This window comes from Alkalicoccus halolimnae (genome assembly GCF_008014775.2).
Classification (GTDB): Bacteria; Bacillota; Bacilli; order Bacillales; family Salisediminibacteriaceae; genus Alkalicoccus; species Alkalicoccus halolimnae.
Map to the genome: position 1 here is coordinate 1,804,721 of NZ_CP144914.1, position 24,374 is coordinate 1,829,094.

At 40.8% G+C, this 24,374-nt stretch carries 23 protein-coding genes; 16 read left to right on the top strand and 7 right to left on the bottom strand.

Features of this window, described 5'->3' with window-relative positions; genetic code table 11:
- Positions 1-15 precede the first annotated feature (15 nt).
- Both FTX54_RS08270 and FTX54_RS08275 read left to right on the top strand, forming a co-directional pair.
- Complete coding sequence (locus tag FTX54_RS08270) at positions 16-495, top strand: PH domain-containing protein (RefSeq protein WP_187254418.1); 480 nt, start codon at positions 16-18, stop codon at positions 493-495.
- Complete coding sequence (locus FTX54_RS08275; RefSeq protein WP_147802133.1) at positions 488-2,020, top strand: PH domain-containing protein; 1,533 nt, start codon at positions 488-490, stop codon at positions 2,018-2,020. Before FTX54_RS08270 ends, FTX54_RS08275 begins: the two co-directional genes overlap by 8 nt.
- A gap of 207 nt (positions 2,021-2,227) precedes the next feature.
- Here the strand turns inward: FTX54_RS08275 and FTX54_RS08280 are convergent, their stop codons facing one another.
- The 3 genes from FTX54_RS08280 to FTX54_RS08290 form a co-directional block, all read right to left on the bottom strand.
- Entirely contained in the window at positions 2,228-3,196 is a 969-nt protein-coding gene (locus FTX54_RS08280; protein WP_147802134.1) for a DUF2777 family protein, read from the bottom strand.
- A 241-nt stretch (positions 3,197-3,437) separates the two neighbouring features.
- On the bottom strand, positions 3,438-4,409 hold the full coding sequence (locus tag FTX54_RS08285) for a hypothetical protein (protein WP_147802135.1): 972 nt from the start codon (positions 4,407-4,409) through the stop codon (positions 3,438-3,440).
- Positions 4,410-4,429: 20 nt separating this feature from the next.
- Positions 4,430-5,464 (bottom strand): toxic anion resistance protein, encoded by a 1,035-nt coding sequence (locus tag FTX54_RS08290; RefSeq protein ID WP_147802136.1) that lies wholly within the window; start codon positions 5,462-5,464, stop codon positions 4,430-4,432.
- Positions 5,465-6,069: 605 nt separating this feature from the next.
- Here FTX54_RS08290 and FTX54_RS08295 point away from each other — a divergent pair.
- The 3 genes from FTX54_RS08295 to tatC all read left to right on the top strand — a co-directional run bounded on the left by FTX54_RS08295 (position 6,070) and on the right by tatC (position 7,964).
- On the top strand, positions 6,070-6,813 hold the full coding sequence (locus FTX54_RS08295) for an NRDE family protein (protein WP_147802137.1): 744 nt from the start codon (positions 6,070-6,072) through the stop codon (positions 6,811-6,813).
- 157 nt (positions 6,814-6,970) lie between these two features.
- Positions 6,971-7,156 (top strand): twin-arginine translocase TatA/TatE family subunit, encoded by a 186-nt coding sequence (locus tag FTX54_RS08300; protein WP_147802138.1) that lies wholly within the window; start codon positions 6,971-6,973, stop codon positions 7,154-7,156.
- A gap of 85 nt (positions 7,157-7,241) precedes the next feature.
- Complete coding sequence (gene tatC / locus FTX54_RS08305) at positions 7,242-7,964, top strand: twin-arginine translocase subunit TatC (protein WP_147802139.1); 723 nt, start codon at positions 7,242-7,244, stop codon at positions 7,962-7,964.
- A gap of 135 nt (positions 7,965-8,099) precedes the next feature.
- Here the strand turns inward: tatC and FTX54_RS08310 are convergent, their stop codons facing one another.
- Both FTX54_RS08310 and FTX54_RS08315 read right to left on the bottom strand, forming a co-directional pair.
- Positions 8,100-8,768 carry a deoxynucleoside kinase gene (locus FTX54_RS08310; protein WP_147802140.1) on the bottom strand — a complete coding sequence of 223 codons (669 nt, stop codon included), beginning with the start codon at positions 8,766-8,768 and terminating at the stop codon, positions 8,100-8,102.
- A gap of 29 nt (positions 8,769-8,797) precedes the next feature.
- Entirely contained in the window at positions 8,798-9,448 is a 651-nt protein-coding gene (locus FTX54_RS08315; protein WP_246125530.1) for a deoxynucleoside kinase, read from the bottom strand.
- Positions 9,449-9,615: 167 nt separating this feature from the next.
- Between FTX54_RS08315 and FTX54_RS08320 the strand changes: the two genes are divergently transcribed.
- The 6 genes from FTX54_RS08320 (at position 9,616) to pgmB (ending at position 15,043) form a co-directional block, all read left to right on the top strand.
- Positions 9,616-10,464, top strand: a complete 849-nt coding sequence (locus FTX54_RS08320) for a DegV family protein (RefSeq protein WP_147802142.1) — start codon at positions 9,616-9,618, stop codon at positions 10,462-10,464.
- A 326-nt stretch (positions 10,465-10,790) separates the two neighbouring features.
- Positions 10,791-11,645: a patatin-like phospholipase family protein gene (locus FTX54_RS08325; RefSeq protein WP_147802143.1), complete on the top strand. Its 855-nt coding sequence runs from the start codon at positions 10,791-10,793 to the stop codon at positions 11,643-11,645.
- A gap of 85 nt (positions 11,646-11,730) precedes the next feature.
- Positions 11,731-12,948, top strand: a complete 1,218-nt coding sequence (locus tag FTX54_RS08330) for an MFS transporter (protein WP_147802144.1) — start codon at positions 11,731-11,733, stop codon at positions 12,946-12,948.
- Positions 12,932-13,102, top strand: coding sequence for a hypothetical protein (locus FTX54_RS08335; RefSeq protein ID WP_187254419.1), 171 nt, complete (start codon positions 12,932-12,934; stop codon positions 13,100-13,102). The genes FTX54_RS08330 and FTX54_RS08335 overlap by 17 nt, the downstream gene beginning before the upstream one ends.
- Positions 13,103-13,279: 177 nt before the next feature.
- Entirely contained in the window at positions 13,280-13,738 is a 459-nt protein-coding gene (locus FTX54_RS08340) for a DUF420 domain-containing protein (RefSeq protein WP_338485854.1), read from the top strand.
- Positions 13,739-14,383: 645 nt separating this feature from the next.
- Positions 14,384-15,043, top strand: a complete 660-nt coding sequence (gene pgmB, locus FTX54_RS08345) for a beta-phosphoglucomutase (protein ID WP_147802146.1) — start codon at positions 14,384-14,386, stop codon at positions 15,041-15,043.
- 22 nt (positions 15,044-15,065) lie between these two features.
- On the opposite strand, the gene acsA is transcribed toward pgmB, so the two are convergent.
- Positions 15,066-16,787, bottom strand: a complete 1,722-nt coding sequence (acsA, locus tag FTX54_RS08350; RefSeq protein WP_147802147.1) for an acetate--CoA ligase — start codon at positions 16,785-16,787, stop codon at positions 15,066-15,068.
- 214 nt (positions 16,788-17,001) lie between these two features.
- On the opposite strand from acsA, the gene fumC reads away from it, so the two are divergent.
- The 4 genes from fumC (at position 17,002) to msrB (ending at position 20,943) form a co-directional block, all read left to right on the top strand.
- Complete coding sequence (gene fumC / locus FTX54_RS08355) at positions 17,002-18,390, top strand: class II fumarate hydratase (protein WP_147802148.1); 1,389 nt, start codon at positions 17,002-17,004, stop codon at positions 18,388-18,390.
- Positions 18,391-18,401: 11 nt separating this feature from the next.
- On the top strand, positions 18,402-19,349 hold the full coding sequence (locus FTX54_RS08360; protein WP_147802149.1) for a dipeptidase: 948 nt from the start codon (positions 18,402-18,404) through the stop codon (positions 19,347-19,349).
- 629 nt (positions 19,350-19,978) lie between these two features.
- On the top strand, positions 19,979-20,503 hold the full coding sequence (gene msrA / locus FTX54_RS08365) for a peptide-methionine (S)-S-oxide reductase MsrA (protein ID WP_147802150.1): 525 nt from the start codon (positions 19,979-19,981) through the stop codon (positions 20,501-20,503).
- The gene (gene msrB / locus FTX54_RS08370) at positions 20,500-20,943 is read left to right on the top strand and encodes a peptide-methionine (R)-S-oxide reductase MsrB (protein ID WP_147802151.1); all 444 of its coding nucleotides are present in this window, start codon (positions 20,500-20,502) and stop codon (positions 20,941-20,943) included. Before msrA ends, msrB begins: the two co-directional genes overlap by 4 nt.
- 272 nt (positions 20,944-21,215) lie before the next feature.
- On the opposite strand, the gene FTX54_RS08375 is transcribed toward msrB, so the two are convergent.
- A complete protein-coding gene (locus FTX54_RS08375) occupies positions 21,216-22,913 on the bottom strand; it encodes an ABC-ATPase domain-containing protein (protein ID WP_147802152.1) in 1,698 nt (565 codons plus the stop codon).
- A gap of 176 nt (positions 22,914-23,089) precedes the next feature.
- Here FTX54_RS08375 and FTX54_RS08380 point away from each other — a divergent pair, with 176 nt between their 5' ends.
- Positions 23,090-24,283, top strand: a complete 1,194-nt coding sequence (locus tag FTX54_RS08380) for an alpha/beta hydrolase (RefSeq protein ID WP_147802153.1) — start codon at positions 23,090-23,092, stop codon at positions 24,281-24,283.
- Positions 24,284-24,374: the final 91 nt, after the last annotated feature.

The following is a 24,374-nucleotide window of genomic DNA, read 5'->3' on the forward strand; positions in this document are numbered from 1 at the left end:
AGTGAGGGGTTCATTGTGAGACCGTTACCTGATAGATCGCTCGCTCCCAGAACACTCCGGGTTTGGAAAATTGGAGCTGTTGTAGAATCACTATTTTTATTTCTTATTCCAGCTGGTTACTGGGGTTTAAGTCAGTTCTGGGAGCTGCCAGACTGGGGATTCTATACTCTAATAGGATTTTTCTTCATGCTGGCACTGGTGGACATTTTTTTGATTCAATCATTAAAATGGAAAAGATGGAGATACAAAGTTTACGAAAACGAAGTAGAATTAATGCGGGGAGTATTTATTGTTGAGAGAGTAATTATACCTATGATCAGGGTGCAGCACGTTGACACGAGGCAGGGTCCGGTTTTAAGGCATTATAAACTGGCCAGTGTAACTATATCCACTGCGGCAACTATCCATGAAATACCCGGCCTTCAGGTGGAAGCAGCGGACGAACTGCGTGATCAGATAGCTCAGCTTGCAAGGGAAGCGGATCCGGATGAATAACTGGCAGAGACAGCACCCCGCCGCAATATTTATTTCGTTTTTAGGAAGTATAAAGCAGCTTGTGATTACGATTATCGTAGTTTTTATTTTCGGACAGTCATCCGACGGGATATCTTCGATATTTATATTTATTTTTTTCGGATTTATTTTAGCAGGTTCTTTAATTAGTGGTTTTATAGGATGGTGGAAATTTAAATACTATCTTAAACCTGATGAACTCCAGGTGAAACAGGGGTTAATCTTTAAGAAGAACCGCTTTATACGCAGGGATCGTGTACAGAGCATTGATATAAATGCAAAAGTAGTGCAGCGCCTTTTCGGACTGGTGGAATTAAAAATTGAAACGGCGGGGGGAGGAAGCGAACCTGAGTTTCGTCTTATCGCTTTGAAAAGGCATCAGGCAGAAGAAATAAAAAAAGAACTGCTGGAAAGAAAGAATCATTACAGTGGTCATGAGGAAGCCTTCTATGGAGAAATAAGTGAAGGTATATCTCATGCACTCATGCCGGATCCTGAACCAGAAAAACCGGTTCAAAGTTTTAAATGGGAGTTAACGATATTCCGCCTCATTGTCGCCGCAGTTACATCAAGTGGAGTAGGAATAGCTGCGACATTTATGGCTGCGGTGTTATCACAGGCTCCACAGTTTCTTCCTGACTGGCTGATCAATATAGCTATAGGGTGGGTAGTACAATCCAGTTTAGCCTATATAGGTATGTTCCTTGTTACTGTCCTATTATCTGCCTGGGTCTTCACTATTATATCGACCGTACTGAAATACGGAATGTTTACGATAAACAAACAGGGAAAAGATATTCATATTTCAAGGGGTATCCTGGAACAAAGACAACTTACCTTAAATGCTAATCGTATTAATGCAGTGCGGATTGTTCAGAATGTATTAAGACAGCCCTTTGGCTTTTGTTCTGTATATGTTGAAAGTGCCGGTGGAGGTACAAAGGAAGAAGATCTTTCCACCATCCTGCTTCCACTATGCAGGAGAAATGAAGTAGAATCTCTTCTTATGGAGATTGTGCCAGAATATTCATTTGAGCCAAAGTACGAAACCCTGCCCAGAGAAAGTATGCGCAGGTACATGATTAAGCTTATTGTGCCGGCACTTATAGCAGCAGGTGCATCGACTTATTTTCTTCCTTACGGTTGGCTCGCTTTCTTACTTCCTGCAGCTTCCGGATTTCTCGGCTTTGTTCAGTATAAGACAGCCGGAATATGTACAGTAACAGATTATATCTGTATCCGCTCGAGGCAGATTTCCAAATCTGAAGTTTTTTTACCCAAAAACAGAATTCAGGATATGGAAACTGTCCAAAACCCATTACAGAAACTGGATAATCTTTTTACTATACATGTTTCGGTATTAACTACCGTTATTGGTAAAACATTTTCATTAAAGCATATTTCCAGTGAACAAAAAGAAAAATTTATGGAATGGTATTCTTATGAAAATGACATCTTTACGAGCAGCGTTAATCAAAAAGGGACCCCCGAGCTGGAAGAGAATTGAGTTTCAAAGATTTTATTTTTTCATATTAATTCCATTGTGCTTATTTTCTGCACACTAAAAAAAGCGTCATGACGAGTGCTTCCGTCATGACGCTTTTTCGAATCGGACAGCCTGAGCAGTTAGCGGGGTAAAGCCAATTTACGTGTTATTTACTAAGACGATAAAGCCAGGGCAGTATTTCTTTGTCAGCTGCTGAAACTGAAATTTTTACTGGTCCTGAGACACCTGATTTGTATAAGTAGTCAATATACGTTTTCCCGAGTCGTGAGTAAATTCAAACCTGTCGAAGGTAACTTCCTGTTGAGTTTTTGGAAAGCTTCTGCGTTCATAATGATGTTGTACAAGAACTTGATCAGTTCCCGTCGAATAGGTAAGAAAGTTTACTCCTGTAAATTCCTCTGAATTGTATGAGGCAAGCATTTTCATTAAAAGGGAATTATGACAATGTACACAATGTTCGTGACCGATATTCATTTTCTTTAAGCCGCGCTCCAAAGCTTGAAGAGATGGATCACTGACTTCATTAATAAGCATTTTATAGGGGTCAAACTGTTCTTTATTTAATCGGATGTTTTCCCCTGGTTTGATCCGAATACGAGAGCCGGAGCGATCTTCAAAAATACCGTTGTTTATATAATAAGCAGGCGTCCACCTCTCGTGTTTCAACACTTCAAATTCAAAAGGAAACCCTTCGAGGCCGAGAGCATCTTTTTTGTTTTCGTCGTAAATATAAACGCTGCCATCTTTATGGAATACTTTGTAATAAACGTAGGAGGCATCCACAAGCATATGCTCCATCTGCCATTTTCGAAGTTCCTGCTGAATCAGTGATAAAGAGCGTTCTAAGTCATCAGCCAAGTTATTTTTTTCATCCCATAATTTTTTCAAAGCAGCGGCATAGGATTCCCTGTAGGAATATGTGAAATCTTCACTGTACGAATGAACTTTACTTCCCTTGGCCAGTACTGTTTCATCTTTTTCGTATTTAAGTGGTTTAAATGAATCTGTGTTATTGAAAGCTGGTGCAGCAATCACTCCTTTGATCAATATTTCTGCTGTCCATGGAGTTCCTGGTGAAGTATGCACAGCTTCAAGAAGGCCTGCATAACTTCCACAAACACCTTCGTCAATAGTTACATATTTTCCAATCCATCTTTTTGCTTCTTTTCGGTTCATACATATCCCTCATTTATTTTACTGCGTCTGCTGCTCTTGAACAGGTAGATTTATTTTACCACTTTGGACGTGAGTCTGAAAGGAAGACCGGGGATATTAATAAAGACATTACAAATAGTACTGCGTATTTAATTGAAGATACTTTGTAAACTTTTGATTTACTTACGCCTGCCAAAAAAGGTGAATCTTCCTCATGGTAAAGAAAGCTCGCAGATGGTTTTCCTAACTGTCTGCTCGTAATTCATCTGTCTTCCATGTCTCTTTGATGACGCTTCATGATTGTTGAAGTTTTCGTGTTTTCATGCTGCAGGGATGGATCATAACGAAGTTCATTCAATTGCAGAAGGTGATTCATTCGTTCCTGTCTCGTTGCCTGGAGATCTTCCGCCTGTTTTTTTATGAAGTCATACATATTGTTTAAACTGCTTATCACTCTCTCATAAGAAGTTTGACGCTGGGAGGGTGTTAATGATTCATAAGTCTGAAGCAGATTCGGTATATCGTGAAGAAGCATACGTTTAAGCTGATGCTTCTCTTCAATATTTAATAATTCAAAGTCTTCAACTGTCATATGAAGCGGCTCTTTCATGGAATGCAGAAGTATTGAAATTTTGTCGTCCAAACCTTGGAATCTGTAGGAAATATCGCTCAGTGAATCTTTTAATGAGAGAGCTTCCTGGTCAGAGGTGATCGCGGCTGATTTGTCAGAACTGCTTTCACTAATCATATTTGCTGCAGGCACAGACTCGCCGCTGACAGAAAGATCAAGTCTGTGGATATGATAGAAAACAGATTGAAAAGAAGGATGTCTCCTTATGCTCCTTACATAAGTGTGAGAATCCTTTTGATAATATATAGTCGAATCCGTTATTTTACCGTTTCCGCCTTCTTTTTTAACATGATGGCGGTAAACAGTAATGAAGACCCTTTTTTTCAAAGTAGAAGAAGATTTTTGGCTGTCTATCATCTCTACGTGTATCTTTCTTGGTTTAATTTTTATTTTATAAGTAAATCCCTGAATACTTCTTTTAAAAGTTTTGTTCACTCTTGGAAGTTCAGAAAGAGCTGCGAGGTCGGAGATAAACTCCTCTGCTTCGTATACAAACTCTCTCGTCTGCTCATTGATGACTGCAGAATCTTCTAACGGCTTCATATAGTTAGGGAGAAATGGGTGAAGCCATTTTTGTTCTATTAGTTTGTCACGCCAATTCATGGAACCTACCTCATTTCCACCTACTCAAGAAGTTTCTTTTCCATCTGCTTATTCAGTTCATCCATTTCGGTAATGAACTTCTTACTGGAATTAATAATTCTTTCATTGGATTGTTCTGTCATTTCTATAGCGGCATAAACGTCTTCATAGGCTTTCTTAAAAGTCTCCAGCGCCACAGCCGGTTCTTCGAGCGTCTTTAAAGTTTCTTCGGTATTGGATTTCAACATTTCTGCATTGCTTAGCAGCATTTGTTCAGTAGATTTGTTAACATTCTGTACAGCATCAATCACCTGGCGCTGGTTACTTAATGACAACTGAATAGAAGCCGTTACTGTAATGATATTTTTGGTCATTGTAATCGAGTTGAAAATTGCTTCTTCCAATTTGTCATTATTTTCAACAATAATATCAACTGAAGCTAAAGACTGCTGAAGTACGAGGACGGCCTGCTGCATATTTTTTACGCGGGAGAGCACTTTCTGCTGACCTTTCTGAATAGGCGAACTGTCTTCCTGCCACTCCGGTTTTCTCATTTCTTCTTCGAGCATGGAGTTTAATTGTTTGCCGACTTCAATCTGTTCGTTAAGCCCTGCAATTCGTTCTCTCGCAATATCTTTCAGCTGGTGAAGCATAACCGTATCTTCCTGGAGTTTGTCTTTTCCATGAAGCAGAGCCTCTACGATGGTTTCCACTTCTGATTCTACGGACTGATACTTACGGGCATATTTTTCAACAGGACTTTTTCTAACAACTTTGGAAAGAAACTGTTTAAATTTACCCTGTTGAAGATAATTAGGTTCAAGTTCTGCGACTACTTCCTTTAGTTTAGAAAGCTGATCCGGGAGATTATGATTAGGATCATTCATCATATCACTGACAGGTCTTTTTAACGCTTCTAATGATTCTCCTGCTTTCTCCTGCTCCCTGGTTCCTAATGAACCGATGGATTCGAGTATTTCCTCAATATTTCTATTTTCTTCCTTAATGCCTTTAGAAGGTTCGTTTTCGGAATGATTTTCTCCTTTTCGGTCAGCGTACTGATCTTGTTCGCTCATAATATATCCTCCTCAACGTGCTGTTATCTATAGATACGTATTTTTTGCCCAGTAGTTTCACCACCTATTATACCTTTTCCAAAGAGTGGTTACAATTAGTACTACAGCTTATAATAAAGACAGCAGCGAGGATATCCAATGTCTCAGGAACCAAAGAAAGATGTGGTATAATTCCAGATGCGCCGCTGTATTTTTGAATCCAAATGATAAAAAGAAGAACGGTTCACTTTATGTGCGTAAGAGCTCCAAGCTTTAACAGGGACACTCATGCAAAAGCTTTGCACCTTGAGTCATGAAAAGGGCCTTCTCTAGGAAGGGAACTTCCCCTCTATAGAGGAGGTATGAACAATGTTCAAGAAGGGGTTTTCTTTATTAGCAGGCAGATGCTGCTCTGTCTTTTCACCTTAAGCTGGAGTGGAGATGGGGCGGCTCCAGGGCGATGAAGGACGAGCTGAAGATCCATCCCGTTTGACCGCAGGGAGGACGGGATAAGCTGAAGCCGGCCCCGCGCCCCCATGGAAACGAATGCGACTGTTTACCACTTATCTACTTTATTTTCGAGGTAGCTTTTATTTATATCCACTTTTGGAGAAAAGAGGTCTTATATGTGTATTATTGGAGTAGGTATGAAAATAAATAAGGATTTTCCATTTATCTTTGCTGCAAATAGAGATGAGTTTGTCGAGCGTCCCGCTGCTCCTGCTCATTGGTGGAATGAAGAGACGTTTTTTGCAGGTAAAGATCTGCAGGCGGGAGGCACGTGGATGGGAATTTCGCGATCAGGGAGGGTAGCAGCCGTAACTAATGTTAGGAACCCGGATGAATCGGGTGATTTCCCTTATTCAAGAGGAGAATTGGTACCTGCCTGGCTCAATGAACGAAATTTGAATCTTTATTTACAAGAAAAAGCGTATTATGCTGGTTTTAATTTAATATATGGTACGACCTCTGAGCTGAAATATGTAACCAATCAGCATGATAGAGAATATACGTTAAGAGAAGGGATTTTTTCTCTGTCAAATGCGGATATGGATGAGGAATGGCCTAAAACGAAACATTTAAGACAAGATATAAAAAGAGCCGCTTTGCTTCCAAAAGAAGAAATGATAGCAGCATTAATTTCTGGCCTCGAAAGAAAAATACCTTATCCCGATAATGAGCTCCCAGACACAGGAGTAGGAATAGAGCTGGAAAGAAAATTGTCGTCCCCATTTATTGATTTAGATAAATATGGAACGAGATGTACTACAGTGGTACTTGTCGATAAAAATAATGAGGTGACATTTGTAGAAAAAACTCATCGACCAGAGAAATACGAAGTGAGGAAAGAATTTAGGTTGAAAAAGTAAGAAGAATAAATCGCTGGAAAGTTTCACAGAAAGTTCGTAATTAAGCTCTGGTTTGTATAGAATTAAGCGCTAGTACAGGAACCCCACTTGTGGTATGATTGCAAAGTAAGACTTAGAATGTACAATAGATTCCGAAGTGGAATCAAGGAGGGTTCATATGTTTGGAAGCGGTATAGGCATTCCGGGGCTGATTCTTATCCTCGTTATTGCACTCGTCATTTTCGGTCCGAAAAAACTCCCTGAAATTGGAAAAGCGATGGGGCAGACACTGAAAGAATTTCGCAATTCTACAAAAGACTTAACGCAGGATGACGATACAGATAACAATAATAAAAAGCAGTAGTTCTGCTTTGAGGCTTGCTCGGGTGAAAGCTTGAGCAGGCTTCTCTTTTGCAGTTTCGTAATGTCATTATTAAGGGTGAAGGTACATGAATCAGGAGAACATGGAAATTGTCGATCACTTGGATGAACTGCGCAAGAGAATTATTATTATTCTCGGCACATTCATCGGAGCATTTATTATATCTTTTATTTTTGTACAGGATATTTATGACTGGCTGACTAAAGATATCGATATGGTATTAGCCGTACTTGGTCCTCTGGATATAATTTTAATATACTTTAGTATTGCGGCTGTCATATCGCTGGGACTTGCAGTTCCTGTTATCGTTCTGCAGATATGGCTTTTTGTAAAGCCTGGATTAACCGTGGAAGAACAGAAAGCTTCCCTTATGTATATCCCTGCTTCTTTTATACTTTTCGGAGGAGGGCTGGCCTTCGGTTATTTCATTGTGCTGCCTTTAGTTCTGGATTTTTTGCTTACACTTGGCGAAGGAACATTCGAAACAATGTTTACAGCAGACCGGTACTTTCAATTTGTTTTGAGGATGACTGTTCCATTTGCAGTGCTCTTTGAAATGCCGCTCGTTGTAATGTTTTTAACTGCCATCGGGGTGGTTACACCCCAGGGTATGCATAAAAACCGCAAATACGCCTATTTCGGTATAGTAATTGTCAGCGTTTTTGTATCTCCTCCAGACTTTTTATCAGATGTACTAGTCATTATTCCACTCATCTTTTTATACGAGGCAAGCATCAGTCTTGCACGAATTGTTTATAAAAGAAGAATAAAAAGAATAAATTCCGAATAAAAAAAGCGGCGGGTTGCTTACCCGCTGCTTTTTTACTTTGTTCTATTAAAGTCGTTTCCCATAATAAATCTTTATGCTTCTCTTCTTCTGCCGGGTTAGAGCCTGCGCTGTTTACGTACGAAAAAGCTCAGAGTATTAGAGCTTTACGTGCGCGGGGTGGGCAGTCTGCTGCAGTTCTTCGAGAGCAGTAACAATCTCCTGCATGGAAACGGGATCACTGCAGTCATAGTGATCGATATCAAGATGAAGAACCGGACATTCCTGAAAATTTGCAATCCACGTTTGGTACCTTGTATATAAGTCTTCCCAGAATTCAACCGGGGTGTCAATTTCCATCTGTCTGCCCCGGGCCTGTATACGTGCAAGTATACTTTCGAAAGAGCCATTTATAAAAACAAGAACATCAGGCTTAGGAAAATAAGGGTTCATGACCATAGCTTCGAAAAGCGAATGATACGTGTTGAAGTCCCTTTCAGTCATATTTCCCTGATCAAACTGAAGCTGAGCAAAAATCCCAACATCCTCATAGATGCTTCGGTCCTGGACGTAGCCCAGTCCTTCTTCATGCATGAACTTCTGCTGTTTGAATCTTTCTGCAAGAAAGTACATCTGAAGATGAAAGGACCACTTTTGAAAATCACTGTAGTAATCTTCAAGGTATGGATTGCCATCCACTTTTTCGTAGGCTGCCCGAAATCCCAGAGTTTCAGAAAGTTTATTCGTAAGGGTGGATTTGCCTACTCCGACAGTTCCTGCCAAAGTAATCAAAGACTGCTCATGCAGCTGGTGGTTTATACGAGGCATTTTTTACACTCCAATTCAAAATAAGGTGCTTAAAGCAACGTCCGTTTACGGCTCATCGCTTCATCAAGCTGGTCAATAATACGATTAAAATCATGTGGGTTTTCCACAAAATCCAATTTATCTCCGTTTAGAGAAACGATGGGAATTTCCGGATATACATGCTGATGGTCGCGCATAAATTGATCATAGTCAGAGGAGAGCTGCTGAAGATAAGCAGGGTCAATGGATTTTTCCATTTCTCTTCCTCTCCTGTTGATGCGTTCCAACAGCGTATCCAGACTTGCATTTAAATACAGGATGACATTCGGACGGGGGAGATCGCCGGTTAATATATTATAAATTCTTTCATATTTGGCAAGGTGGGCTTCTTTTAAAGTCTGTTTAGCAAATAAATGGTTTTTGAAAATGTGATAATCGCTGATTACCCCATAGCCGTCTTTCAGCTGATTATCATACAAATCTTCGAGCTGTTTAAAACGATTGCAGAGAAAAAACATTTCTGTCTGGAAACTCCATTCATCTATATCTTCATAAAATTTTGACAGGAATGGGTTTTCATCAACTATTTCTTCTAATAAATGAAAGCGGTAATGACTGCTTAATTTAGCTGCCAGGGATGTTTTCCCAACTCCAATAGGCCCTTCTACAGCTATAAAAGGTGCGTCAAACTGTTTGGTCAAATCCGCTCCCTCCTTTTTATTGTTCCGGATTTTTTCAAGCGTTTTTAATTCTATCATATTCGTAAAGAAATCTGGAAATAGATTTTTAAGTTATTATTCTTAACATGCCCAGCCCCATATAGTAAGGTAGATGTTAGTAGTTTAACACGGTAAAGGAGGTTTTATCAGTGAAACACATTAAAGTAGTGACAGATTCAACAGTAGATTTGCCGAAAGAGGACCTTGACGCTTTAGGTGTAACTGTCGTGCCATTGACCGTTTCCGTGGACGGATATTCCTATGAAGATGGAGTAGACATTACCAGCAGGGAATTTATAAATAAGCTGGTAAATTCCAAGGAAATTCCTAAAAGCTCCCAGCCGTCTACAGGAGTATTTGCAGAACTGTATGAGAAGCTTGGAGCAGATGGAAGTCATGTTCTTTCAATACATATGGCATCCGGACTGAGTGGTACGTATCAAAGTGCAGTTACTGCCGCCGGTCTTACTGATGTCCCGGTAAAAGTGATCGATTCCCAGTACATATCTTTAGCACTTTCATTTCAGGTTAAAGAAGCTGCGGAAATGGCAGAGAATGGCTCAAGTATGGAAGAAATTATTTCGAGACTTGATGATGTTAGAGCTCGTACATCTCTCTATATTATGGTGGATACACTGGAATATCTGTTAAAAGGAGGAAGAATCGGCAGAGGAAGAGCTCTCGTCGGTTCCTTGCTGAAGATTAAGCCGATCGCTTCACTGGATGAAGGAATATACACACCAGTAACAAAAGCTCGAACACACGCTCAGGTGATAAAATTACTTACAGAAAAATTCCACCAAAATACCGAGGGTAAACAAGTGAAAGGTGTGGGCATAGCTCAGGCAGCTGCATACGATCTTGCAGTTTCCCTGGAAGAAAAACTTCAGGAATATCACAACAGGCATGATTTCAAAATAGTGGATACTACTCCCATAGTTAGCACGCATACTGGTCCTGGCGCTATGGCATTAATGTTTTACTACGATGAAAACTGATGACTTATTTGCCAGTTTTGTCCTATTCAGATAACATATAATTATAATAGGGTATAAACAAAATAAGCCGCCTTCTTTACCGGGCGGCTTATTCCTGCTTTCCGGCTGCCTGTACGTCCTCAGTTAATTTCTTCTGCCAAGCGGAGCGAAAGTCGGGGTTCAGCATCATTTTATATTGCTGACAAATATAAAAGTTAAACTAATGAATCTCCCGTAAAGGTATATTTGATATATAATTCAATGAAAGCCCACTATTTATATTCTGCTGGTGGCGGGAAAAGGACTTCCTTTTCTTTGTTGGGTGTTAATCAGAGGAGTGAGAATCAATGAACAGAACAGGACTCGTTTTAGAAGGTGGAGGAATGCGTGGTGTTTTTACGAGCGGGGCACTTGAATATCTGATTGAAAATAATATTGAATTTCCTTATATAGTTGGAGTTTCAGCAGGAGCATGCAATGCTGCCTCCTACGTATCAAGGCAGCCCGGAAGAAATAAAGCAGTAACAGTGGGCTACGCAGGCCACCCGGAATACATTTCCATTAAAAGGCTTCTCAGGCATGGGGAATTGTTTAATATGGAACTTATTTTTGATGATATCCCTAATAAAGAAAAACCGTTTAATTATGAGCAGTTTTTTACTTCTGCGCAGGAATTTTATGTTGGAGTTACAGACTGTCTCACTGGGGAAACTCTATACTATGAAAAGCAGAATTTAGGCTATGATTTTAATAGAATTTTAAGAGCTTCTTCTTCTCTGCCTATGGTAGCCCAGCCGGTTCCGTATGACGGAAGGATGTTCATGGATGGAGGAATAAGCGATCCAGTCCCTGTACGCCGCTCCGAAGCAGATGGCAATGATCAACATTTAATTATACTCACACAACCATACGGTTACCTTAAAACGCCCGCTAAAAGAGGAATGTGGTACTTCAGGAGAAAATACCGGCATTTTCCTGGGCTGATTCGTATTATTGAGAATCGATTCCGTATTTATAATGAAACTATTTCTTATATAAAGAATCTTGAAGATGAAGGGAAAGCATTGGTCATTCGACCGGAGCAATTATATGAAGTTTCCAGAACAGAGCGGAAGAAAGCAAGGCTCGAAGCTCTCTATAATCACGGTTATGAAATGATGTCCAGGTATAAAAAGGAAATTAATAAACTTCTCTCGAGATAATCGTTTTCTCGTTCAGGGCTTAAGGGCCCTTTTTTAATAGAATAATATTACGAGCAGCGAAATAATTAATAAGGATCGATTTGAGATGCTGGCAAAGAAGAATTTGATCGTCATGTGGGTAGCGAACTTTTTTGTGGCTGCAAGTGCCACGATGGTACTGCCCTTTTTATCAGTTTATATTGAAACGTTCGGCCAATTCTCCAATGAGTATGTGCAGCGCTGGTCCGGCTTTATTTTTGGAATTACTTTCCTTGTTGCATTTGCAGCTGCTCCTTTGTGGGGACGGTTCGGTGATTCCTTTGGAAGGAAAAAAATTCTCCTATTAACCGGATATGGTATAGCGTTATCTATATTTTTAATGAGTTTTGTCTCGAGTGTGGGAGAACTCTTTTTTCTGAGAATGTTCATGGGCATCGTGACCGGTTTTATACCTACTTCTATAGCATTGATATCAGCGCAGACAGACCGGCATGAAGCTGGAAAAGTTCTTGGAACCCTTCAAATGGGGACTGTTTCGGGAGGATTATTCGGTCCTGTTCTGGGTGGATTGCTTGCAGACAGCTTCGGCTTTACTTATACTTTTTTTATAACTGCAGCAGTAATTACCCTAGCGACGACTTTCGTAGCATTTGGAATCGAAGAAATCAGACATGAAAAAAATGAGATTGTTCAGCAGAAAAGGTCGATGATTGAAGTATTGCGGATTGTTATAAACGATAGAATGCTGCTTATGGTCATGATCCTTTCTCTGGTAGTTCAAACAGCAAATTTTAGTATTCAGCCACAGCTTGCCTTGTTTGTAGGAGAATTAATGACCTCCGAAAATATTGCTTTTCTGGCCGGGCTTACTTTTTCTGTTACCGGACTGGGAAATCTTATTGCTACCAGGGCATGGGGAATTCAAGGAGATAAATTTGGACACGATAAAGTAGTGTTAATCTGTCTTTTGTTTTCCGCGGTCACTTTTTTGCCGCAGGCATTTGTAACTTCAATCTGGCAGCTGATTATACTCCGCTTTCTATTTGGCATCGCTCTGGGTGGCATCATACCATGTGTAACGGCATATATCAGACAGAAAGTTCCCCTTTCCATGCAGGGAGAGGTGCTCGGTTATAATCAGAGTTTCAGGTTTTTAGGCAACGTAACAGGTCCCGCAGCAGGAGGACTCATTGCTGGATCTTTCGGAATAGCAGCTGTTTTTTATGCATCCTCTCTTCTGCTGTTTCTAATGGCTTTATTTTTTTATGGTACTTATAAACAAAGTAAAAAAAGAAAGGAGGGGCAGTATGCTTCTGTCGGATAATGAAAAAAAGCTCCTTCTCAGACTTTTAAAAAAGGAAAATAAAAAAGCGTTTTTTACAGGAGGGAAGGACGAAAGTATAGATCAGCTCATTGAAAAAATTGAACAGAGCCGCAGGAATGAAAAAACTAACGATACGAAACCGAACAAACTGTGACAGTCCTTTTTTTGTAACGGGTTCTCCTGTATACTATTTCAGGGAAGCAGACTTTTAAAGCAGAAATTATGATAGAAGGGGGAGATACTTATTAAAGCAGCCTGGAATAAAATAGTTACACATCATATAAAGACTGTTATTGTCGTAACAATTGTAGTTAACTTATTAATCGTACTTTTGTCATTTATACCCGGGTACGTTGGGGAACTGCCATTTTGGGTTACTCAGCTGCCACTTTTAAATGCTACTCTCAACACATTTACATTTATATTTCTTATGGGCGCTTTACTGGCGATTTTAAAGAGGAATATCACGCTGCACAGACGTTTTATTTACGCCGCATTCTGCACAACATCTGTATTCCTGGTGTCTTATGTCACTTTTCATTTTATGGCAGAATCGACTCCTTATGGCGGCGCAGGAATTATCTCAACCATTTACTATTTCATACTCATTTCCCATATTATTCTTGCAGCCATTATCGTTCCTTTTGCATTAATGAGCTTTTTTACAGGATTTAAGGACATGCGGCCGACCCACCGCAAATGGGTAAGGTGGACAATGCCGATGTGGCTTTATGTGAGTTTTACAGGGGTTATCGTATACGTCATGATTTCTCCCTATTACTCTTTTTAAATTTTATTATTTCTAAATTATCTCACGCGCATATCTGTGTCGTGGGATTTTTTGTGAGGAAATATGTTCATTTTATTGTATGATTCCATTTTGCTGCTATGCATGGGGTTTATATGCCTTTAGTTCAGTGAAACTATTCAGGCAAAGGTTCTTAGCGGTATTGAAAATTCAGAAATAATTGTAAAGGACCGGAGCAAGCCGGATAAATCGAGGATCGCGGCAATCTTTTGCAAGTCTGTTGTTGATACATGCAGATAACTCCGCTTCCGCTTTGCCTTGGAGGAGATCTTCGGGTAAGCGTACGCCCTGCGGAATCTTTCAATCTTTTTTTCCTAACAGAAAGAGAAGGACATCTGTTTTTTATGAACGATATAGTTCATTCCGTAAAACCGGTCTCAGGGCAGAATGCCTGTGGAAGGCACGCAGATGCTCCCGGAGCCCCGCCGCGCCCGACGGAAGGGAGGAGCGGCATTTGCTGAGGCCGGCCTTCCTCATGGAAAGAGAACGTTTATCACTTCAATACTTTATTTTGAAAGCAGACTTTAACTTTTCAGTTTGGAAACGCTAGAACAGGAAGGTCTATTTTTAGGCAGCGTCATACGGTATGATAGAAGAGATAGTATAAATCTTCCAGGGAGGTAAAAAATGAATAAAATTGAAGGTATCATTTTTGATTTGGATGGAGTCATTGTAGATACGGCCGTTTATCATTTCAGAGCATGGAAGAAGCTGGCCGATGAGATGGGTTTTTCCTTCACGGAGGATGATAATGAAAGATTAAAAGGAGTCAGCAGAATGGAATCACTTCGAATTCTCCTTGAAATCGGAAACAAAGAGGTATCTGAAGAAGAAAAGAAAATGCTGGCAGAAAAAAAGAATAAAATTTATGTGGAATCTATATCCGGGATGGGAAAAGAAGAAATACTACCTGGAGTAATGAACTTTATTCAGGAATTGAAGGAGGAAAAAATTCCATTTTCACTGGGCTCAGCGAGCAAAAATGCACCGCTGATTTTAAAAAATATTGGGCTGTATCATTCATTCGATGCGGTTGTTGACGGCAATGATGTAGCAAAAGCCAAGCCTGCCCCTCAGGTATTCCTATTGGGGGCTGAGAAGCTCCAGGTTAACCCTGAAGGCTGCATTGTTTTTGAAGATGCCCAATCAGGTATAGAGGCAGCTAAGGCAGCTGGGATGTTTGCTGTGGCTGTGGGGGAGCAGGCAAAATTAAAAGGAGCCGACTACTACATTACGTCGATGGAACATCTCACTCTTGCAGATTTAAAAAAAGCAGCAGTCCATTAAGTAGCTGCTGCTTTTATTTTGATTAATTATCATCCATGGTGGACAAATCTCCTGTCGGCTCATCAAGCTCCCAGGCCTTTAGGACACGACGCATAATTTTACCGCTTCTCGTTTTAGGCAGTTTGTCTTTGAAGTCAATTTCACGCGGAACGGCATGGGCTGCAAGTTCCGATTTAATAAATTTCTGAATTTCCGCTTTCAGTTCGTCCGTTTCTTCATACCCATCACGCAGCGCTACAAATGCTTTAATGATGTGGCCGCGGATTTCATCAGGTTTGCCGATGACGCCGGCTTCCGCAATTGCCGGATGCTCCACAAGCTTACTTTCGATTTCAAAAGGACCAACTCTTTCTCCGGCTGTCATGATGACATCATCATTACGTCCTTGGAACCAGAAATACCCATCTTCGTCCTGATAAGCGGTATCTCCGGAAACGTACCAGCCTTTTATAGCAAAATATTCATTGAATTTCGGCTCATTATTCCATATTTTCCGCATTTGAGACGGCCATCCTTCGCGAATTGCCAGATTTCCCATTTCGTTTGGAGGAAGCTCATTTCCATTATCATCGATAATGGCAGCGTCTACTCCCGGAATTGGTTTTCCCATGGATCCGGGCTTTATAGGTTCTGAAGGATAATTACAGATAAGCATGGCACCTGTTTCGGTCATCCACCACGTATCATGAATACGCAGATTAAAGACTTCCCATCCCCAGCGGACAACTTCTGGATTCAACGGCTCACCTACACTTAGAATGTGCCGAAGGGAGGAAAGATCGTGATTCTCCAGTGTTTCCTTCGGCGCAGCCATAAGCATTCTGAAAGCGGTAGGGGCACTGTACCAAACGGAAACATTATACTTATCTATTGTGCTGTACCAGTCATCCGGAGAAAAACGTCCTCCGCGGACAACATTAGTTGCACCGTAAAGCCAGGGACCGAAAATTCCGTAGGATGTACCGGTTACCCAGCCGGGATCTGCTGTACACCAGTAAATATCGTCTTCCCGTAAATCAAGAACCCATTCAGCTGTCTGATAATGCTGGAGCATTGCTTTATGAACATGGTAAACCCCTTTCGGTTTGCCGGTAGACCCGGATGTGTAGTGAAGAATAAAACCATCCTCCAGATCGACCCATTCAATTGCCGAATCATCAGATGAAGCCGCTTTCATTTTTTCGTCGTAAGAAATGAATTTTTCGTCTTTACCAGTAAGTTCGCTGTCTCCTACAATTAGAATTTTTTCCAGATGAGGCAGATCATTGTGCGGAATGCGTGAAGCCAGGTCGCCAGTTGTAACGATAACAGAAGCTTCGCTGTCCTCCAGACGGGCACGCACTGCATCCTGCATAAATGCTTCAAAAAGTGGTCCTACAACAGCACCTACTTTAACTGCCCCGAGCAAAGCGAAATAGAGCTCCGGTGAACGAGGCATAAAAATGAAAACTCGGTCGCCTTTCTGTACGCCCAGGTTTCTGAACATGTGCGCAGCCTGATTCGTTTTTTCTTTCATAGCCTGAAAAGTAAATGCTTCATCCCGGCTGGCGTCTGAATAATAAAGAGCTGTTTTTTCTCCTCTTCCTTCTTCCACGTGTCTGTCAATCGTTTCATATGCGATATTTACTTTTCCGGTTTTATTCCAGCTGAAAGCTTTTTTTGTATCTTCCCAACTGAATTTTTCCCTCATTTTTTTATAGTCTTCCAATTGATATGTACCTGTTGTTGGTTCTAGTACTTCCATACTGACACCTCCAATAATTGTTAAACGCTACATACTTCATCATAACGATATCATTCAGAAAATTCAATCGTTATTTCCTTAATACCCGTTAAAGAGGCTGAACAAATCTTGATTTTTGAGTGAAAAATGAGTAACGTTAAAGATGTATAAGGAAAGCTTTTCCTTTGATAAATGGAGGAAGGCATCATCTACATAAAATATAAGGAGGAAAACAATGGATTACCGAACAGAAAAGGATACGTTAGGGGAGATTAATGTTCCCGCCGATAAATGGTGGGGGGCGCAGACCCAGCGCAGTCTCGAAAATTTTAAAATAGGAAAAGAAACAATGCCCCGGGAAATGACGGATGCTTTTTCCGTCCTTAAGGAAGCATGTGCCGCGGCTAACGATAAATTAGGTAATCTGGAACCAGTAAAGGCTGAAATGATTCAAAAAGTCTGCAGGGAAATAAGAGAAGAAAAAAGTTATGAACATTTTCCGCTCGTTGTCTGGCAGACAGGAAGCGGAACACAGTCCAATATGAATATGAATGAAGTGGCTGCTTTCCGGAGTAATCATTATTTGGAAAATGACGGATCGGACGTCCGCGTTCATCCAAACGATGATGTTAACCGATCTCAAAGCTCCAATGATACGTTTCCGACTGCTATGCATATCGCTGCATTAAAAGAAGTACATGAGCAGCTTCTTCCTTCTGTAAGAAAATTAAAGACAACGATTGAAAATAAGGCTGCTGAATTTGATAATATAATTAAAATAGGCCGGACCCATCTGCAGGATGCTACACCTTTAACACTCGGCCAGGAAATGAGCGGATGGGCATATATGCTAAGTAAATCTGAGAAGATGATTGAGCAGTCCGCTGAGCAGCTCCGCCATCTCGCTATAGGCGGAACAGCAGTCGGTACCGGAATCAACGCCCACCCATCATTCGGGGAAATAACATCCGACGAGATCAGTCGAATTACAGGTATGACTTTTTATTCTTCTGAAAACAAATTTCATGCATTGACAAGTCACGATGAAATTGTCTATGCGCACGGAGCTGTAAAAGGCCTGGCTGCTGATCTGATGAAAATTGCCAATGATGTCAGATGGCTGGCAAGCGGACCCCGCTCCGGAATCGGTGAGATTACCATTCCTGCTAATGAGCCGGGAAGTTCGATAATGCCTGGAAAAGTCAACCCAACTCAAGCAGAAGCATTGACGATGGTAGCAACACAGATTTTCGGTAATGATACGACTATTGGAGTTGCCGCGAGCCAGGGGAATTTTGAACTGAACGTATTTAAACCGGTCATTATTTATAATTTCCTCCAATCGGTCCGTCTGCTGAGTGATGCAATGAATTCCTTTAATGATAACTGTGCGGCCGGGATTGAAGTCAATGAAGAAATTATTGAAAAGCATGTTAAAAATTCTTTGATGCTTGTTACTGCATTAAATCCTCATATCGGCTATGAAAAAGCTGCTGAAATTGCCAAAACAGCTTTTCAAAATAACTCAACGTTAAAAGAAACAGCAGTCGAACTTGGCTATTTAACAGAAGAACAATTTGAAGAGTATATAAATCTGGAGAAAATGGTCCGTCCAACAGAATAAAGGGAGCGTTTATGAATATAATTGATCTGCACTGCGATGCTTTATTGAAACTGCAGGAGAATCGGGAGAGGTCTTTTTCTGACTCTCCGGATTTAAATGTAAACGCAGCAAAAATGAAAACCGGGCAGGTGAAAGTGCAGTTTTTCGCTGTTTTTATCGAACCACGTATTTCTTCTGAAGATAAATTTACAGCCGCACTGGATCAAATTGATCTATTTTATGAAAAAATACTGGCCCCTCATCCACATATTAAACATATTAAAAACTGGAAGCAGATAGAGGAGCTTCAACCTGATGAAATCGGTGCTGTACTTACTTTGGAGGGGGCTGAAGCATTTCACGATGATCTTGGTAAGCTGCGGACGTTTTACCGCCTGGGCGTCAGATCTATAGGACTGACGTGGAACAATGCTAATCTGTGTGCAGATGGCATTGGTGAAAAGAGGGGAGCAGGTTTAAGCAGTTTTGGTGAAGAAGTAGTAAAGTTGAATAACTCCCATCACGTATTAACTGATCTATCTCATCTTTCTGTTCAAGCCTACTGGGATGTAATTGACCTTGCGGGATACCCGATCGCAACGCATTCCAACGCAAAAAGAATCTGCGGCCATAGACGGAATTTAGACGATGATCAATTGAGGGCTCTCTTCCAAAAAGAAGGTCTGCTGGGGATTGTTTACAATCCTCCCTTTATTAAAAATGAGAAAGGACCGTCCTCCATTGAAGATCTGCTTGTTCATATTGAACACATGCTTTTATTAGGCGGAGAAAATCACATTGCGCTTGGTTCAGACTTTGATGGTATAGAGACTTTCGTCGAAGAACTTTCCGATGCTTCTCTTCATCAGAATCTGATCCATGAGCTTGAAAACAGGTACGGTCAGGAGACTGCCTTTAAAATCAGTTCCGGCAATGCAGAGCAGTATTTCAGGACATGTTCGGAGCGTATCGATAAATAAAAAAAGTCTGATTCCGATTTTATGTAATACTATACCGCTCATGAAAATAGAGAATTAAGACCCAGAAAGCGCCATGACAAAATTGTTGTCATGACGCTTTCTGGGTCTGATAACTATCGAATTCATGATGAAGCCGGCTTCACAGATTTAAAATCAACGCCGTCGCTCGGCTGGAGCAACCGGGCGCAAACTTTAATAAAAGACAGAATCAGGCAGGAACGATGTAAAAGTATGCTTCAGACATGTTCAAACCTTTTGGAGTTATCAGAAGTTGTAGAGGCATAACCGCAATTTTTAGAGCATTTTATAGTATTATAGGTAAAAACGGTATAAGCGCCGCCTCGTTCCGTACTGACAGTCTGCCAGCGGTGGGAATACACTTCACTGCCGCACTGAGGGCACGAGTTCATATTGATGCACCTCACTTTCCTTTATGAATATTATACACAAAAAATTCTGAATATTCAATCGGTTCACATCTTTTCTTATAATCTTCCACAAATGATATGATAAAGACAGCTCTGTTATAGTTTTTTATTGTGATTTTAAAATTTCATCTTCTTAAGGCCTGCACCTTTAGAGGGGAGATTGATTTTAACAGAGACATGGGTTCAAGGAGGAATGTTCAAATGAATAAAAAAGCTACATTTGCCGGAGGGTGTTTCTGGTGCATGGTTTCCCCTTTCGATGAACAGCCCGGGATTGAGAGTATTGTATCCGGGTATACAGGGGGAGAGACAGAAAACCCTACTTATGAAGAAGTATGCTCTGAGAGAACCGGCCATAGAGAAGCGGTTCAGATAACTTATGATCCAGACGTTTTTGCTTATGAAAAGCTGCTGGAGCTTTTCTGGCAGCAGATTGATCCGACAGATTCGGGAGGTCAGTTTCATGATCGAGGAAAGTCTTACAGTACAGCTATTTTCTATCATGATGAAGAACAGCGGGATGCAGCCGAAAAATCAAAACATGATCTGGATGTAAATGGACCGTTTAAAAAACCTATAGTGACAGAAATTATCCCGGCAAAGCCGTTTTACAAAGCTGAGAAATATCACCAGGATTACTACAAAACCAATCCACTGCATTACAAAATGTATAAAAAGGGCAGCGGACGTGCTTCTTTTATTAATCAGTACTGGGGGAATCAATGATGAAAAACAACGAAGATTTAAAAACAAAACTTACACCGATGCAGTATAAAGTTACGCAGGAAGATGCAACAGAACCGCCGTTCCAAAATGATTTATGGAATTTTTTCGAAGAAGGTCTTTATGTGGATATTGTTTCCGGAGAAGCACTTTTCCATTCCAGGGATAAATTCGAATCAAACTGCGGATGGCCCAGTTTTTCGAAGCCATTAAATGAGGAGAGTGTCATTGAGAAAACAGATAAAAGTAACTTTATGGTTCGTACAGAAGTGCGCAGTGCAGAAGGGGACTCTCATCTGGGACACGTTTTTCCGGACGGGCCCAAGCCTACCGGCTTAAGGTACTGTATTAACTCCGCTTCCTTGAAGTTCATCCCAGTCTCTGAGCTGGAGAAAGAAGGCTACGGGAAGTATGCTGCCCATTTTAATAACGGTAAAGTTTAATTAAAATTCTGTAAGAGCAGCAGGGAATGAATTTTTATAATGAAGTCTATCCCATAAAAACGGATAATGTTCATGTAGTTTCTTAATATATGCAGCTGCGAAATTGTTTCAAGTATTAATTTATATTGAAGTGAGCCTGCAGGTCTATTTTGAAAAGCACTTGAATCACGGAAATAAATTTTTACAGAATTAAAAAGCCTTCATGACGATTTTCAGTCATGAAGGCTTTTTATCAGGAGCTGTTCTCACGAAATATCAGCGGTAAACTGACGTCAGTCACGTATCCTGTTTAAAGCTGCGGCGATTTCAAACTTTCTTGGCAGAGCCAGATTACCCGGGTGCTGGCCGGCAAATGGAGAAACACTTTCCAGTCCTTCTTCTTCAATACTTTTGTAAATCCCGTCAATTAATTCTTCGGTAGAAGCATTTTCGTTCTGTTTTATGATTTTTTTTAATATCATTGCAATTGCTTCAGTCTGGCTTTCAGAAATCAATTGTTCCACTGCATGGAGGGGAAGGGAATTTTTACCGATAGAGATCTGGTGAAGGCCTCTTGCCTGGATTTTACCTTTTCGATCAAGTTTATTTTCAATTATTTTTTTAGGGAAGTGCCTGTTTAATGTTTCAGGAAAAGTTATCGGGTTTTCTTTCTCACGGATGGTTTCCACACTATTAACAAGCTCTTTCGCTTCTTTGGTCTTATCAAAAGGACGGTATTCATCCATCATCACTACGTAATCTGCCACGTCAAAATAATCGCCCGACCCACCTAATACTAAAATTGTTGAAACGCCGTGTTGTTCATAGAGATCTCTTATGCGGTCAATAAAAGGGGTGATCGGTTCTTTCTCTTTTTTGACGAGTTTCTGCATGCGCGCGTCGCGGATCATAAAGTTTGTTGCGCTGGTATCTTCATCCATTAGAAGCACGCGGCTTTTCATCTCAAGTGCCTCCATAATACCTGCTGCCTGAGAGGTGCTTCCGCTGGCATCTGCAGAAGAAAACTGATCCGTTTTTTTCTGCATAGGCAGTTCATTTATAAAAGGAGAAATATTGACATTTCGAATGCTTCTGTCATCTTCGGCACGGATTTTAACTGCTGAGCTGTCTGCCAGAACATATTCCCGGCCGTCCCCTTTCTCATGGTTATATACTCCTCGTTCAATAGCTTTCAACAAAGTGCTTTTTCCATGGTAGCCGCCTCCGACAATTAACGTGACACCTCGTTTTATTCCCATACCTGTAATTTTCCTGCCGTTGGTAAGCGTAAACGTATATTCCCATACTTTCGGAGAATGGAACGGAACAGCTTCTTTTTCGGGAAGGGGTCTATTGCTGTGACCGCTTTCGCGGGGGAGGACAGAGCCATTGCTTACAAACGCAGTTAATCCGTTCTCTGACATTTTTTTACGGATGAAAACCTGATTGTCTGCAACTTCCAGTGATTCCTGAAAATTGCTTCGGCGGTAATTTTCGAGGGTGGCTTCAGCAATAGAAGGTATAATACGGCACAGCAGATTTGCAGCCTGTTTTCCGGATATTTTTCTGCCATTTGCAGGAATACCGCAGGAGATTCGAAATTCAATATATTTTTCAGTTATTGCCACTGCACTCCGTTCAATTACTTCCTGTCCCGGGGTATCAATAAAAATCATACCGCTTTTGCCAGTTCCTCTCACAGGATTTTTCTTTTTGTCTTTTTCAAACGTAAATTCTTTTGAGAAGAAATGTTTCGCTGCTACAAGCCGGTGATATTCTTCCATGTCAGTGAAAGTAAGGTCGGTACTGGACAAGGGGATCCGAAATCTTATACGTGAAGGTGCAGCGAAAGGATCTCCCTGTACATAATCGATAAACAACGTGTTATCGAGATCTGTCTGATAGTTCCCCTGAATTGATTTCAAGGCATTATAAGATTTATTATCAAGTGACTGAAGACTGCGTTCTAGCTGTTGTAAAGTATTACTCATAAAAAAATCCTCCTGAATAGAAATGAATAAGTGAAAAAAGTTAAAAAAATGTGTGAAATCGTGTATAATACATAGTAAGTAAAAATCGTTTCGGTTCATTTTGTCCAATACCACTTAAGTGAAGGAAGTAAACAGAGATTGTTATTCCCAATCAGATCTTTAAGGAGATTAAACTGATGAAGTGGATAAAAGTTGTTTTCAAAAATGTATTTTTGACTGGTACCCTGCTCTGTTCACTAATGATTATTACAGTTCTTGTTTCCATTCAAATGTGGCAGTCAACTGAAGAAGGAAGACTTCCTGCAAAAACAGCCGTGGTCCTTCATGCTGTTAATAACAATCTAGTAGATCTGGACGTTGATATTTCTGTACCTGAAATTGTTTCCGGGGGAGACGGAAACGAATCCTATCTCATAAAAAACGAAATGACAATTCCTCTTGAAGATAATGAAGAAATACCGGTGCGCATTTATAGACCGCGCGGTGAGGGGCCATTTCCAATAACTCTTTATTATCATGGAGGAGCTTTTATGAAAGGATATGGAGGGCTGGAAACGCATGATAATATAATTCGATCTATCGCCTCAAAAACAGGAAACGTTGTGATCGCTCCTGCTTACAGACTTGCTCCTGAACATATTTTTCCAGCAGCTGTGGAAGATAGTTACAAGGCTCTCCTCTGGGCTGAAAATCACGCAGAGATGTTAGGAGGAGATAAGGATATGATATCCGTTATGGGAGATAGTGCAGGAGGAAATATAGCTACAGTCGTTTCCCAAATGGCCAGAGATAGAAAAGGTCCGGATCTGGCGGCGCAGGTATTGTTTTATCCTATAACCACATTTCAGGAAATTCCCTTATCTTCCAGAGAAACATACGACAGCGGCTATTACCTTTTGTCTAAATCCATTATGTATCAGGCCAGGGAAAGCTATACTCCTCAGCAGACGATGTGGGCACATCCTTATACTTCCCCGCTGCAGGCAAAAAACCTTCATGACCTGCCTCCGGCGCTGATTATTACGGCAGAATTTGATCCCCTGCGTGATGAGGGAGAAAGTTACGCAAAACGTCTTCACGAAGCGGGTGTACCGGTACATGTCACGAGATATCGAGGTGTAATGCACGGATTTGTGTCTTTTTATGAAGTCATGCAGAGCGGCAGAAGCGGGATGGAGGAAGCTGTAGTATTTCTCAAGGATATACAAAATGGAAGTGTTAATCAAAGTGAGGAATTTATCGTTCACGTAGAAAACCAGCCTCAGGGATGGAAGCGAATGAGAGATCAGACAGAAGCCTTTGCAATTGCAGTCTATCTTCTCGGGAGGACAGGTACGGAAATGATTGCTGAAGAATATTCATTCAATTGAACGAATTTCACGATACACCGTTAGAACGGATATACACGAGTTTGAATTAGGTAAGATCTCCGCTTCATCCGGTTGCTTTCCTTAGGACTTG

Excerpts from the sequence above, each read along its gene's own strand:
- FTX54_RS08275 (WP_147802133.1), top strand. The coding sequence starts at position 488 with ATGAATAACTGGCAGAGACAGCACCCCGCCGCAATATTTATTTCGTTT.
- FTX54_RS08280 (WP_147802134.1), bottom strand. The coding sequence starts at position 3,196 with ATGAACCGAAAAGAAGCAAAAAGATGGATTGGAAAATATGTAACTATT.
- FTX54_RS08285 (WP_147802135.1), bottom strand. The coding sequence starts at position 4,409 with ATGAATTGGCGTGACAAACTAATAGAACAAAAATGGCTTCACCCATTT.
- FTX54_RS08290 (WP_147802136.1), bottom strand. The coding sequence starts at position 5,464 with ATGAGCGAACAAGATCAGTACGCTGACCGAAAAGGAGAAAATCATTCC.
- FTX54_RS08295 (WP_147802137.1), top strand. The coding sequence starts at position 6,070 with ATGTGTATTATTGGAGTAGGTATGAAAATAAATAAGGATTTTCCATTT.
- FTX54_RS08300 (WP_147802138.1), top strand. The coding sequence starts at position 6,971 with ATGTTTGGAAGCGGTATAGGCATTCCGGGGCTGATTCTTATCCTCGTT.
- tatC (WP_147802139.1), top strand. The coding sequence starts at position 7,242 with ATGAATCAGGAGAACATGGAAATTGTCGATCACTTGGATGAACTGCGC.
- FTX54_RS08310 (WP_147802140.1), bottom strand. The coding sequence starts at position 8,768 with ATGCCTCGTATAAACCACCAGCTGCATGAGCAGTCTTTGATTACTTTG.
- FTX54_RS08325 (WP_147802143.1), top strand. The coding sequence starts at position 10,791 with ATGAACAGAACAGGACTCGTTTTAGAAGGTGGAGGAATGCGTGGTGTT.
- FTX54_RS08330 (WP_147802144.1), top strand. The coding sequence starts at position 11,731 with ATGCTGGCAAAGAAGAATTTGATCGTCATGTGGGTAGCGAACTTTTTT.
- FTX54_RS08335 (WP_187254419.1), top strand. The coding sequence starts at position 12,932 with ATGCTTCTGTCGGATAATGAAAAAAAGCTCCTTCTCAGACTTTTAAAA.
- pgmB (WP_147802146.1), top strand. The coding sequence starts at position 14,384 with ATGAATAAAATTGAAGGTATCATTTTTGATTTGGATGGAGTCATTGTA.
- acsA (WP_147802147.1), bottom strand. The coding sequence starts at position 16,787 with ATGGAAGTACTAGAACCAACAACAGGTACATATCAATTGGAAGACTAT.
- fumC (WP_147802148.1), top strand. The coding sequence starts at position 17,002 with ATGGATTACCGAACAGAAAAGGATACGTTAGGGGAGATTAATGTTCCC.
- FTX54_RS08360 (WP_147802149.1), top strand. The coding sequence starts at position 18,402 with ATGAATATAATTGATCTGCACTGCGATGCTTTATTGAAACTGCAGGAG.
- msrA (WP_147802150.1), top strand. The coding sequence starts at position 19,979 with ATGAATAAAAAAGCTACATTTGCCGGAGGGTGTTTCTGGTGCATGGTT.
- msrB (WP_147802151.1), top strand. The coding sequence starts at position 20,500 with ATGATGAAAAACAACGAAGATTTAAAAACAAAACTTACACCGATGCAG.
- FTX54_RS08375 (WP_147802152.1), bottom strand. The coding sequence starts at position 22,913 with ATGAGTAATACTTTACAACAGCTAGAACGCAGTCTTCAGTCACTTGAT.
- FTX54_RS08380 (WP_147802153.1), top strand. The coding sequence starts at position 23,090 with ATGAAGTGGATAAAAGTTGTTTTCAAAAATGTATTTTTGACTGGTACC.